General features: G+C 72.5%; 11 protein-coding genes. 6 read left to right on the forward strand and 5 right to left on the reverse strand.

Annotation, left to right across the window (positions count from 1 at the left end; all coding sequences use genetic code 11):
* The first annotated feature begins 20 nt into the window (after window positions 1-20).
* From CRM89_RS12955 to msrB, 3 genes are all read left to right on the forward strand, one after another.
* Entirely contained in the window at window positions 21-1,571 is a 1,551-nt protein-coding gene (locus CRM89_RS12955; RefSeq protein WP_098084107.1) for an alpha/beta hydrolase, read from the forward strand.
* A gap of 91 nt (window positions 1,572-1,662) precedes the next feature.
* The gene (locus CRM89_RS12960; protein WP_229434759.1) at window positions 1,663-2,994 is read left to right on the forward strand and encodes a glycosyltransferase family 87 protein; all 1,332 of its coding nucleotides are present in this window, start codon (window positions 1,663-1,665) and stop codon (window positions 2,992-2,994) included.
* A 25-nt stretch (window positions 2,995-3,019) separates the two neighbouring features.
* On the forward strand, window positions 3,020-3,463 hold the full coding sequence (msrB, locus tag CRM89_RS12965; RefSeq protein ID WP_098084111.1) for a peptide-methionine (R)-S-oxide reductase MsrB: 444 nt from the start codon (window positions 3,020-3,022) through the stop codon (window positions 3,461-3,463).
* Between the two features lie 104 nt (window positions 3,464-3,567).
* Here msrB and hemQ read toward each other — a convergent pair whose 3' ends face one another.
* The 3 genes from hemQ to hemE all read right to left on the reverse strand — a co-directional run bounded on the left by hemQ (window position 3,568) and on the right by hemE (window position 6,839).
* Window positions 3,568-4,263: a hydrogen peroxide-dependent heme synthase gene (hemQ, locus tag CRM89_RS12970; RefSeq protein ID WP_011210269.1), complete on the reverse strand. Its 696-nt coding sequence runs from the start codon at window positions 4,261-4,263 to the stop codon at window positions 3,568-3,570.
* A gap of 50 nt (window positions 4,264-4,313) precedes the next feature.
* Entirely contained in the window at window positions 4,314-5,660 is a 1,347-nt protein-coding gene (locus tag CRM89_RS12975) for a protoporphyrinogen oxidase (RefSeq protein ID WP_098084113.1), read from the reverse strand.
* Between the two features lie 114 nt (window positions 5,661-5,774).
* The gene (gene hemE, locus CRM89_RS12980) at window positions 5,775-6,839 is read right to left on the reverse strand and encodes a uroporphyrinogen decarboxylase (protein WP_060589797.1); all 1,065 of its coding nucleotides are present in this window, start codon (window positions 6,837-6,839) and stop codon (window positions 5,775-5,777) included.
* A gap of 144 nt (window positions 6,840-6,983) precedes the next feature.
* Between hemE and CRM89_RS12985 the strand changes: the two genes are divergently transcribed.
* Window positions 6,984-7,535 (forward strand): DUF3000 domain-containing protein, encoded by a 552-nt coding sequence (locus CRM89_RS12985; protein ID WP_011210272.1) that lies wholly within the window; start codon window positions 6,984-6,986, stop codon window positions 7,533-7,535.
* A 22-nt stretch (window positions 7,536-7,557) separates the two neighbouring features.
* Complete coding sequence (locus CRM89_RS12990; protein WP_011210273.1) at window positions 7,558-8,832, forward strand: ribonuclease D; 1,275 nt, start codon at window positions 7,558-7,560, stop codon at window positions 8,830-8,832.
* Between the two features lie 6 nt (window positions 8,833-8,838).
* Here CRM89_RS12990 and dxs read toward each other — a convergent pair whose 3' ends face one another.
* Window positions 8,839-10,734, reverse strand: a complete 1,896-nt coding sequence (dxs, locus tag CRM89_RS12995; protein WP_011210274.1) for a 1-deoxy-D-xylulose-5-phosphate synthase — start codon at window positions 10,732-10,734, stop codon at window positions 8,839-8,841.
* A gap of 217 nt (window positions 10,735-10,951) precedes the next feature.
* Here dxs and CRM89_RS13000 point away from each other — a divergent pair, with 217 nt between their 5' ends.
* Window positions 10,952-11,629, forward strand: coding sequence for an SIMPL domain-containing protein (locus CRM89_RS13000; RefSeq protein ID WP_308646211.1), 678 nt, complete (start codon window positions 10,952-10,954; stop codon window positions 11,627-11,629).
* 5 nt (window positions 11,630-11,634) lie between these two features.
* On the opposite strand, the gene CRM89_RS13005 is transcribed toward CRM89_RS13000, so the two are convergent.
* Window positions 11,635-11,934, reverse strand: coding sequence for a DUF1330 domain-containing protein (locus tag CRM89_RS13005; protein WP_060589794.1), 300 nt, complete (start codon window positions 11,932-11,934; stop codon window positions 11,635-11,637).
* Window positions 11,935-11,945 lie beyond the last annotated feature (11 nt).

An 11,945-nucleotide genomic window follows, 5' to 3' on the forward strand; every position in this document is an offset into this window, starting at 1 on the left:
GACCTGGCAGGCTGTAGCGCATGCGCTGGACCCGAGCCGCCGTGCTGGCCTCGACACTGTCGATCGTGATCGCCGGATGCGGTGCGGGCCCCTCCGATCGTCCCGGGGTCGCGGTGGAGCGGCCCGGGGTCGGCGGCGGCCCCGCGCCCGAGGAGACGACGCAGGCCGAACCGCCGCGCGCGCAGGTGCCGACCGCGGATCTGAGCTGGCACGACTGCACCGCGCCGACGCTGAACCTGCTGGGACTCGGGCCCGCCCCGGCCGGACTGGTGCTCGAATGCGCGGAGTACTCCACGCCGATCGACGCCGCGGGCAGCGTGCTCGGCAACTTCCGCAACGGCGCCGTGCGCGCCCGGTTGCCGCAGACCCCCACCGACGTCCCGCCGCTGGTGCTGACCTCCGGCAACGACCGGTCCTCCAGCGCCACGCTGGCCGGGCTCGCCGTCGGCCCCGCCGCCCCGCTGCTGGCCACCCGCCCGATCGTGGCGGTGGACCGGCGCGGGATCGGCACCTCCCAGCCGATCGACTGCCTGCCGCCCGAGATCCGCACCGGCCTGGCCGAGCACGCCCGCGGCGCCGCCGATCCGATCGCGCGGATGGCGGAACTGAGCCAGGAGGCCACCATCTCCTGCCGCGATTTCCTCCAGCCCTACGAGAGCACGTTCGACGCCGCGCACGCCGCCGACGACATCGAGCAGCTGCGCAAGCAGTGGCAGGTCGAGCACATCGACCTGCTGGGCTCCGGCAACGGCGCCACGGTGGCGATCGCCTACGCCCGCAAGTACGGCGATCACCTCGCCCGCCTGGTGCTCGATTCCCCCGAGGCCGTCGGCACCGACGCGGTGACCAGGGAGGAACAGCGCCTGCAGGGCGCCGAGGCCGCACTGACCGCGTTCGCCCAGCGCTGCACGGCGCTCGGCTGCGCGCTGGGCGCCGATCCCCGCGCCGCCGTCGCCGACCTGGTCCGGCGGGCCGACGCCGGCGAGCTGGGCACGCTGTCGGCGGCCGGCCTGCTCACCGCGATCACCGGATTCCTCGGCGCGCCGCGCGCCGATCAGGCGACCCGGGTCGCCGAACTGGCCGACGCGCTGGCCGCCGCCGGTCGCGGCGACCGGACTGCGCTGGACAACCTGGTGCTGCGCGAATCGGCGGCCACCGCCTCCGACGGCCAGTTCGTCAACCGGTGTACCGACATCCAGCAGCCCCCGACCGCCGTGCAGGCCGCCGAGCTCGCCCAGGCGTGGGGGCAGAAGTATCCCGTGTTCGGCAGGCAGGCCGCCATCGGGTTGATGACCTGCTCGGCGTGGCCGGTGTCGGCCGCGCCGCCGCTGCCCGAGGAGCTGGATCTGCCGGTGCTGGTGCTCACGGGTGTCGCCGACCCGGTGGTCGGCACCGGCGGGCAGTCGTCGGTGACCGGCGCGCTGGGGTCGGCGGGCGCCCGGCACGCGTCGGTGAGCTGGCAGGGCTGGGGGCATCCGGTGCTGCCGCACTCCGGGTGCGCGCAACAGATGGTCGCCGACTACCTGGCCGAGGCGCGGCTGCCGCGCGACGGCAGCGCCTGCCCGGCATAGCTCGCGCAACCGGTACGGAATCGCGGTCTGACGGCGCGCCGAGACATATCCCGGCAACCATCGCGGCACCTGGCCGGTGTACCGTGCCCCAGTGTTCCTTCGACAGCTCGAGCCCCGCACAGCTCGCACCACCGCCGAGGTGATCAAGTTCGCCCTGTGGCCCATCGCGGTCATGACGGTGCTCAACAGGGTCTTCATCAAGGCTGTCAACGGTTTCATCACCGACGACTACAAGCCGGTCTACAACGCGTCGCTGGCGTTCCTGAACGGACGCCCGGTGTACACCGCGAACTTCGACTACGTCGATCCGCACTACCTGTACCCGCCCGGCGGCACGCTGCTGATCGCCCCGATCGCGCTGATCGATCCGGAGAAGTCGCGCTGGTGCTTCATCCTGCTCAACGCGGCGGCCATCATCCTGGCCTGGTACCTGCTGCTGCGGCTGTTCAAGTTCACGGTGAACTCGGTGGCCGCGCCCGCGCTGCTGCTGGCGATGTTCATGTCCGAGACGGTGATCAACACGCTGGTGTTCACCAACGTCAACGGCTGCATCCTGCTGGCGGAGATGGGGTTCCTGCACCTGCTGTTGCGTCGGCGCGATCTGTGGGCCGGTGCGATCCTCGGGTTGAGCATCACGGTCAAACCCACGCTCGCGCCGCTGTTGCTGATCGCGGCCGCGCGCAAGCAGTGGAACGTCTTCCTCACCGGCCTGGGTGTGCCGCTGGTACTGACGGCGATCTCCTGGCCACTGCTGAAGGACGCCGATCAGTTCTTCAGCCGCACGCTGCCGTACCTGTTCGAGACCAGGGACTACTTCAACAGCTCGATCGCGGGCAATGCCGCCTACTACGGCCTGCCGTTGTGGCTGACCTGGGGCATGCGCCTGGTGATGGGCGCGCTGGTGGCGATCTCGCTGTGGCTGCTGTACCGCTACTACCGCGAGGACGAACTGTTCTTCGTCACCACCTCGGCGGGTGTGCTGCTCACCGCGTCGTGGCTGCTGGCCGGGCTGGGCCAGATGTACTACTCGATGATGCTGTTCCCGTTCCTCATGAGCGTGGTGCTGCGCAACTCGGTGCTGCGCAACTGGCCCGCCTGGCTGGCGGTGTTCGGGTTCATGTCCTACGACAAGTGGTTGTCGGACCGCTGGCAGAGCATCGGGCGCAACCTCGAATACCTGCGCATCACCTTCGGCTGGACGCTGCTGCTGATCGTGGTGTTCTGCGTGCTCGGCGACCGCTACCTGGCCGCGCGCCGGGAGGGCAGGCTGGCCCTCGGCCTGGACCCCGCGTGGATGCGCCAGGCGCCGGACTCCCGCGACAGCGAGCCGGGCACCGCGCGCGGCGACCGCGCCGAGGACGAGGTCCCGGCCGAGCCGCCGCACGCGGAACTGACCCCCGCGACCCCGCGCAACGGCGCGTAGGAGCAGAACGTATTAGCGTGGAGCAATGAGTTCCGACGCAGACACGTCCCTTCCCGCGCCGCGGATCCAGCTGAGCCCGCAGGAGTGGCGGGCGAAACTGAATCCCGAGGAGTACGCGGTGCTGCGCGAGGCCGCGACCGAACGCCCCTTCACCGGGGAGTACACCGACACCAAGACCGAGGGCGTCTACAGCTGCCGCGCCTGCGGTGCCGAGCTGTTCCGCAGCACCGAGAAGTTCGACTCGCACTGCGGCTGGCCCTCGTTCTTCGATCCCGCGAAGTCCGACGCGGTGCTGCTGCGCCCCGACGACTCGCTGGGCATGCGCCGGGTCGAGGTGCTGTGCGCGAACTGCCACAGCCATCTCGGCCACGTCTTCGAGGGCGAGGGGTACAACACGCCCACGGACAAGCGCTACTGCATCAATTCCATCGCACTGCGGCTGCACCCCTCGGACAGCGCAGCGCGATGACGGCGGTCGCCGCACAGCGAACGCGCAGCGAAGTCTAGGAAAGCGACACCGCCCGGCGCATGCCCCTGGTTTCGGGGGCATGCGCCGGGCGGCGTGTTCGACGGTCAGGGCAGCGCGGGCACCAGCTGCTCGATCTCCACCCGCGGGCCGGTGAAGAACGGGGTCTCCTCGCGCACGTGCAGGCGCGCCTCGGTGGCGCGCAGATCGCGCATCAGGTCCACGATGCGGTGCAGTTCGGGCGCCTCGAAGGCCAGGATCCATTCGTAGTCGCCGAGCGCGAACGAGCTGACGGTGTTGGCGCGCACATCCGGGTAGCCGCGGGCGGCCTTGCCGTGGTCGGCCAGCATCTTGCGGCGCTCCTCGTCGGGCAGCAGGTACCACTCGTAGGACCGCACGAACGGGTACACGCAGATGTAGTTGCCCGGCTCCTCCCCGGCCAGGAACGCCGGGATGTGGCTCTTGTTGAACTCGGCGGGGCGGTGCAGCGCCACGTTGCTCCACACCGGGTCGCTGGCGCGGCCCAGTTCGGTGGTGCGGCGAAAATCGGCGTAGGCGGCCTGCAGGTCCTCGACCCGCTCGGCGTGCGTCCACACCATGAAATCGGCGTCGGCCCGCATGCCCGCGACGTCGTAGATGCCGCGCACCACCACGTCCTTCTCGGCGAGGCCGTCGAAGAAGGCCTTCGCCTCCTTGATGGCGGCCTCGCGGTCGTCACCCAGCACGCCCGGCTGCACCTGGTACACCGAGAACATCAGGTATCGGATGGTGGAGTTGAGAGCTTGATAATCGAGTCGCGCCATGGGTCCATCGTGCCACTGCGGGACCGGAGGTAACGCGTGTGCCCTCCCACTCAGGAGAGGAAGCCGGCGATGCGGCGGGCGGCGGCGTCGCCGGCGGCCACGCAGGCCGGGACGCCGACGCCGCGCAGGTAGGCGCCCGCGACGGCCAGGCCGTCCAACTCGGCCACCGCCCGGTCGATTTCGGCGACGCGGTCGGTGTGGCCCGGCGCGTACTGGGCCAGCCCGCCCGGCCAGCGCTGCACCACCGCCTCGACCGGGGTGATCGGGACACCGGTGACGGTGGCCAGGTCCTCGGTGGCCGCGGCGATCAGTTCCGCGTCGCTCCAGCGCAGCGGGGCGTCGTCACCGAACTTGCCGAACGAGGCCCGCACCAGCGCGGTCTTGCGCTCGGCCAGGTGCGGCCACTTGCGGCTGGACAGTGTGAACGCCTTGGCGCGCAGCGGCTCCCCGGTGGCGACGAGGATGCCCGAGTTGTCCGGCAACGCGGTGTCGGGCGGCAGCGACAGTGCCACCACCGCCGAGGAGGACAGTTCGATCCCCGCGGCGGCGTCGGCCGCGCCGGGCGCGACGTAGCGCAGCAGCCGCGCCGCCACCGGTGCGGGCGCGGCGACCACGACCGCGTCCACCAGGCCGAGCGGGTCGAGCACCCAGCGGCCGGTCGCGCGCGCGAGGCGGGTGGCCGCCGTGGCCGCGACGAAGCGCAGCCCCGACGCCGCCACCAGGGCGTCCAGCAGGACCCGGTACCCGTCGCGGATGCCGCCGAAGACCGGGGCGTCCGAGGGCGGCGGGAGTGCGGCGGCCACCGCGTGGGTGAGGCTGGGCGCGCCGGCGTCCAGCGCGGCGGCCAGCGTGGGCAGCGCGGCACGCACACCGATCGAGCGGGCGCTGCCCGCGTACACCCCGCCGAGCAGCGGGTCGACGCTGCGTTCGACCACCTGGGCGCCGAACCGGTCGGCGACGAGGCTGTGCACGTCGAGGTCGCTGTCCGGGTACCAGGCCAGCGGCCGAGCCGACTCGCTCGCGATCCGGTCCAGGGTGTCGTCGTCGACGAGCCCGCGCATCGACTCCGCGTCGGACGGGATGCCCATCAGGGTGCGGGGCGGCAGCGGGTGCGTGGCACCGCCCGCCCACAGCAGCGGCCGCTTGCCCGCCGGATACACCAGTTGGTCGGCCAGCCCCAGCTCGCGCAGCAGCGCGGGCACCTCGGGGCGGCGGCCGACGAACGCCTCCGCGCCCAGGTCGACGGGCTCGCCCTGGATGTCGGCGGTGTACAGGATGCCGCCCACCCGCTCGGCGCGGTCGACCAGGACGAGATCGGCCGACGGACCGAGCAGGGCGCGCAGCCGGTACGCCGCGACGAGCCCGCTGATCCCGCCGCCGACAATCGCGATCCTCATGGTTTCCGACCGTAGTCCGCGGCGGTCACCGCTCGGCCATCCGGTGCCGTAGCTGTCGCCGAAGTCACCGCGCGAGGGCGATATTCGCCTCCCCCGCCGGGGTTCGGGCCGGTCTCAGAGTTCGTGGACGAGCTCGACCAGCGCGGTCAGCACACCGGGGTCGGTGTCGGGCAGCACACCGTGGCCGAGGTTGAAGATGTGTCCGGTCGCGCCCAGCGCCAGCGCCCGGTCGGCCTCCTCGGCGATGCGGCGCGCGTGCGCCTCGACGGCCCGCGGACCGGCGAACAGGACCGCGGGATCGAGGTTGCCCTGCAACGCCTTTCCCGGACCGACCCGCCGGGCCGCCTCGGTGAGCGACACCCGCCAGTCCACGCCGACCACATCGGCGCCCGCCTCCCCCATCGCACCGAGCAGTTCGCCGGTACCGACACCGAAGTGGATGCGCGGCACGCCCGCGTCGGCGATCTCGGTGAACACCCGCTCCGAATGCGGCAGCACGAACGCGCGATAGTCGGCCGGCGACAGCGCGCCCGCCCACGAGTCGAACAGCTGCACCGCGTCCACGCCCGCGTCGAGCTGGGCGCGCAGGAAGGCGATGGTGATGTCGGTGAGCACGCCGAGCAGTTCGTGCCAGGTCTTCGGGTCGGCGTACATCATCGCCTTGGTGCGCTCGTGATGCTTGCTCGGACCGCCCTCGACCAGGTAGGAGGCGAGCGTGAACGGCGCGCCGGCGAAACCGATCAGCGGGGTCTGCCCGAGCGCGTCCACCAGCAGCCGCACGCCCTCCACGACGGCGCCGACCTCCTCGGGCCGCAGTCGCGGCAGCGCGCGCACGTCGGCCACCGAGCGCACCGGCGCGGCCACCACCGGCCCGACCCCGGCGACGATGTCGAGGTCGATACCGGCCGCCTTGAGCGGAACGACGATGTCGGAGAACAGGATCGCCGCGTCGACACCGTGGCGGCGGATCGGCTGCATGGTGATCTCGCAGACCAGCTCGGGGTCGAAGCAGGACTCCAGCATGCCGATGCCGGCCCGCAGCTCGCGGTACTCGGGCAGCGAGCGGCCCGCCTGGCGCATGAACCACACCGGGCGCCGACTGGGGGTGGCGCCCGTCGCGGCGGCCAGGAACGGAGCGTCGGTCAACCGACGGCGAGTGTGAGTGCTCATCCCGGCCATCGTATGCGGCGGCGCGCCTCCGACTGCGCCGGGTGCGCACGGTCTACCGTCAGCTGCGTGACACCGCTCGACTTCCGCGACGGCGCCGCACCGACCGAAGGACCCCAGGGCGAACCGGCCCAGTTCCGCGCCGCGGTCGAGGCGATGGGCACCGCGACATGCCATCCCCGGATCGAGCTCGCGCCCATCCGGCCGCCGCAGCGGCTGGCGCCGTATTCCTACGCCCTCGGTGCCGAGGTCACCCACCCCGACACCGGCACGGTCCCGGTCGACTCCGAGGGCGACGCGTTCGGCAGGCTGATCCTGCTGCACGATCCCGACGGCGACGACGCCTGGCACGGCACGTTCCGGCTGGTCGCCTACATCCAGGCCGACATCGACGCCGCCCTGGCCACCGACCCGCTGCTGCCCGAGGTGGCCTGGAGCTGGCTGGTGGACGCGCTCGAGACCCGCTCCGAGCCGTTCACCGCGCTCGGCGGCACCGTCACCTCCACCAGCTCGGTGCGCTACGGCGACATCGCCGGGCCGCCGCGCGCGCATCAGCTGGAGTTGCGCGCCTCCTGGACGGCGCTGACCACCGACATGCGTCCGCACGTCGAGGCGTTCTGCGAAGTGCTCGCCTACTCGGCCGGTCTGCCGCCCGCCGGGGTCACCCACCTGCGTCCGCACCCCTATACCACCAACGGTCCGGAGTGACGGCAACGTAGAGTTCAGGGCTATGCCGGAAGCAGAACAGCCCGCGCCGGGCATCGAAGATACACCGTCGGCCGAGCCGTTGCTCGCCCCGGTCGACGGCGTGCCACCGGTGCTCGCCACCGCCGCGGAGGTCGCCGCCGCCGCGGCCAGGATCGCGGCGGGCACCGGCCCGCTGGCCGTCGACGCCGAACGCGCCTCCGGCTTCCGGTACTCCGCGCGCGCCTACCTGATCCAGCTGCGCCGCGCGGGCGCGGGGACCTTCCTCGTCGACCCGATCCCGGTCGCCGACGCGCTGGGACCGCTCGCCGAGGCGATCAACGACCTCGAATGGGTGCTGCACTCGGCCGATCAGGATCTGCCCGGCCTGGCCGAACTCGGGTTGCGCCCGGCGCGGCTGTTCGACACCGAACTGGGCGGCAGGCTGGCCGGGTTCGAGCGGGTCGGCCTCGCGGCGATGGTGGAGCGACTACTCGGGCGCACTCTGCGCAAGGGGCACGGCGCGGCGGACTGGTCGACGCGGCCGCTGCCCGCGGAGTGGCTCAACTACGCCGCCCTGGACGTCGAACTGCTGCTCGAACTGCGCGACGCGGTGGCCGCCGAACTCCAGCGGCAGGGCAAGAGCGACTGGGCCGCACAGGAATTCGAGCACGTGCGCACCACCGAACCGCCCGCCCCCAAGGCCGACCGCTGGCGGCGCACCTCCGGCATCCACACCCTGCGAAAGCCCCGCCAGCTCGCCATCGTCCGCGAACTGTGGACCACCCGCGACACCCTGGCCCGCAGCCGCGACATCGCCCCCGCGCGGATCCTGCCCGACGGCGCGATCGTCGCCGCGGCCGCCGCCGACCCGCGCAGCATCGCCCAGCTGCGCGCGCTGCCGGTGTTCGGCGGGCCGCGCCAGCGCCGCTACTCCCGGGAATGGCTGGCGGCGGTGGACCGCGCCCGCGCCCTGCCCGACGACGCGCTGCCCCCGCTGACCCAGCCCTTCGACGGTCCGCCGCCGCCGAACCGCTGGGAGCGCCGCGATCCGGTGGCCGCGGCCCGGCTGACCCGGGCCCGCGCGGCGATGGCCGAGCTGTCCACCGAGCACGCGGTGCCGGTGGAGAACCTGCTCTCCCCCGATCTGGTCCGCCGCCTGTGCTGGGACGGGCTGCCCGACTACGACCGGGTCGGCGATCCGGGCGACCTGGCCGCCGCCATCGACGGCTTCCTCAAATCCGGCGGCGCCCGCCCCTGGCAGCGCGAACTGACCGTGCCACGGCTGACACTCGCGCTGACCCCGCCCGCCTCGGCCTGACGCCGGTCAGCGGGCGTCGAGCCAGCCCGCGATGCGCCGGGCGACGTCGGTGGGGGTGAGCCCGAGCTGCTCGAGCACCTGGTCGCGGGAAGCGTGGTCGAGGAACTGCTGCGGGACGCCGAGGTCACGGGTCGGCACGTCCAGGCCGACCGACCGCAGCCGCGCCGACACCGTGGACCCGATGCCGCCGTGCAGGCCGCTGTCCTCCAGGGTGACCACGAGCCGATAGTTCTCCGCGAGCTTGACCACGGTGTCGGAGACCGGCAGCACCCAGCGGGGATCGACGACGGTGACCGACACCCCTTCCGGAGCGAGCAGCTCGGCGGCCGCGAGCCCGATCCGGGCGAACGGGCCGACCGCGACGATCAGCACGTCACCGCGCTGGGTGCGCACCGCCGACTCGGGGTCGGCCGCGCGCAGCACGTCCACACCATCGATCCGCTCCACCGCGGTGAGGTCTTCGGCGACACTGCCTTTCGGGAACCGCAACACGGTCGGCCCGTCGGTGACGGCCAGCGCCTCCCCGAGTTCCTCGCGCAGGGTGGCGGCATCGCGCGGCGCGGCGACCCGGATGCCGGGGATGATGCCGAGCAGCGACAGATCCCACATGCCGTTGTGGCTGGCGCCGTCCGGGCCGGTGATGCCCGCGCGGTCCAGCACCACCGTCACCGGCTGCTTCAACAGCGCCACATCCATGAGCAGCTGGTCGAAGGCACGGTTGAGGAAGGTCGAGTAGATCGCGACCACCGGGTGCATACCGCCCAGCGCCAGCCCCGCCGCGGAGGCCATCGCGTGCTGTTCGGCGATGCCCACGTCGAACATGCGGTCCGGGAAACGCTCGCCGAAGGCGGACAACCCGGTCGGGCCGGGCATCGCGGCGGTGATGGCGACGATGTCGGAGCGGCGGCGCGCGTGCTCGATCAGTTCCTCGGAGAACACCGAGGTCCAGCCGCGCGCCTTGGCCCCGCCCAGCGGCCGCCCGGTGAGCGGGTCGATCGGGTCGCAGGCGTGCATCTGATCGGCGACGTGGTTCTCGGCGTGCTCGTAGCCGCGGCCCTTCTGGGTGACCGCGTGCACGACCACCGGTCCGCCGAAGTCCTTGGCGCGGCGCAGCGCCGACTCCATCGCCACCACGTCGTGCCCGTCGACCGGGCCCACGTACTTCAGGCCGAGATCGCTGAAGAGTTCCTGCGGGCTCACCGCGTCCTTGATGCCCGCCTTGACCGCGTGCACCATCGAATACGCCGACTCCCCCACCCGCGGAATGCTCTTGAGCAGCCGCTTGCCCGCGTCGAGCGCGTGCTCGTAGGCGGGCTGGGTGCGCAGTGCGGTCAGCCGATCGGCCAGCCCACCGATGGTGGGAGCGTAGGAGCGGCCGTTGTCGTTGACCACCACGACCACCGGGCGATCCGGGGCCGCGGCGATGTTGTTCAGCGCCTCCCAGCACATGCCGCCGGTGAGCGCGCCGTCGCCGACGACGGCGACCACGTGCCGGTCCTGCCCGCCCAGGGCGAACGCCTTGGCCAGGCCGTCGGCGTAGGACAGCGCCGCGGAGGCGTGCGAGGACTCGACCCAGTCGTGGGGGCTCTCGGCGCGGCTGGGGTAGCCGGACAGCCCGCCCTGCTTGCGCAGGTCGTCGAACCGGTCCTTGCGGCCGGTGAGGATCTTGTGGACGTAGGCCTGGTGGCCGGTGTCGAAGATCAACGGGTCGGCCGGAGAGTCGAACACCCGGTGCAGCGCGATGGTCAGCTCGACGACGCCGAGGTTCGGTCCGAGGTGACCGCCGGTCGCCGCGACCTTGCGCACCAGGAACTCGCGGATCTCCTCCGCGAGCTCCCGCAACTCGGCCACGTTCAGCCGGCGCACGTCTTCGGGTGTGTCGACCCGGGAAAGCACTCCCACCTGAACTCGCTCCCTCCGGATAGCGCATCTGATCCGCTCAGTCTACGGAGCTTCGGCGGGGCGCTCCGTCGACCAGGGTGCCCACCTCCGCGGACAACGCGGGCGCATTGTGAGCCCGCCCACCGGCCCGGCGCCACGACCTGGACGGCGGCACCGACGCGCCGCCCGCGCGCACGGGTCGGCCGGATCACACGTTACCCGCCCTACAGTGGTGCCCGTGAGCAAGAAGAAGGACCTGACGGCCACCGTGACGATGTTCGGGCAGGGCAGCGTCCGTGCCACCCCGGACCTGATCCGCGTCACCGTCTCGGTGGAGTCGCGGGCCGGGCAGGTGGGCGCCGCCTATACCCGTGCCGGGCAGCGGGTGGCCGCGGTCACCGACTCGCTGCGCGGCCACGGGGTGGCCGCCGCCGACATCGCCACGAGCGGGTTGTCGGTGCGCACCGAGACGGTGTGGGACGAGCGGCAGGGCAACCGGATCACCGGCTACCTGGCGAGTACCGACCTGGTCGTCGCGCTGCGCGACATCGGCGAGGACGCCGAGCCCGGACCCGCCGCGATCATCGCCGCCTGCGTGGACGCCGGCGGCGACGACGTGCGCCTGGGCGGCTTGGTGCGCACGGTGGCCGACCAGGCCGGTCTGCTGGCCCGGGCACGCGATGCCGCGTGGGACGACGCGCTCGCCAAGGCCGAACGCTATGCCGGGCGGGCCGGGCGCGCGCTGGGCGCGGTGCTCGAGATCACCGAGCACACCGGGGCGATGCCGCAGTACGCGCCGAAGCTGCGCGCGGTGTCGGCGCCGATGGGCGAGTCCTTCGCCGCGGCACCGGTGCCGGTGGAACTCGGTGAGTCGGAGATCACCGCGAGCGTGCGGGTGACCTGGCAGTTGGACTGAGCCGCTCAGGAGCGGTGGCCGAGCCCCCGCACCAGCAGCGACACGGTGTGCGCGCCCGCGTGCCGGTCCTCGGAGATCTCCAGGTACTCCGGGGACTGCGCCCACGCGGTGACGGCTGCCTCGTCGGGGAACGACATCAGCACCACCTTCTCCCGGTCGGTGTCGCCCTCGAGCACGGTCGGCTGCTCGTCGGCGGCGAGCAGGGTGCCCGAATACTTGGTGAACACGTCCATGAACCGCGCCTGGTACCGGTCGTAGGCGGCGCGGTCGGTGAACTTCAGCTGGGCGATCACATACACGGTCATGCCGTGGACTC

Source organism: Nocardia sp. FDAARGOS_372, from assembly GCF_002554515.1.
GTDB lineage: Bacteria > Actinomycetota > Actinomycetes > Mycobacteriales > Mycobacteriaceae > Nocardia > Nocardia farcinica.

Coding starts and splice junctions, on each gene's coding strand:
- CRM89_RS12955 (WP_098084107.1), top strand. CDS start 21: ATGCGCTGGACCCGAGCCGCCGTGCTGGCCTCGACACTGTCGATCGTG.
- msrB (WP_098084111.1), top strand. CDS start 3,020: ATGAGTTCCGACGCAGACACGTCCCTTCCCGCGCCGCGGATCCAGCTG.
- hemQ (WP_011210269.1), bottom strand. CDS start 4,263: ATGGCGCGACTCGATTATCAAGCTCTCAACTCCACCATCCGATACCTG.
- CRM89_RS12975 (WP_098084113.1), bottom strand. CDS start 5,660: ATGAGGATCGCGATTGTCGGCGGCGGGATCAGCGGGCTCGTCGCGGCG.
- hemE (WP_060589797.1), bottom strand. CDS start 6,839: ATGGCCGGGATGAGCACTCACACTCGCCGTCGGTTGACCGACGCTCCG.
- CRM89_RS12985 (WP_011210272.1), top strand. CDS start 6,984: ATGGGCACCGCGACATGCCATCCCCGGATCGAGCTCGCGCCCATCCGG.
- CRM89_RS12990 (WP_011210273.1), top strand. CDS start 7,558: ATGCCGGAAGCAGAACAGCCCGCGCCGGGCATCGAAGATACACCGTCG.
- CRM89_RS13005 (WP_060589794.1), bottom strand. CDS start 11,934: ATGACCGTGTATGTGATCGCCCAGCTGAAGTTCACCGACCGCGCCGCC.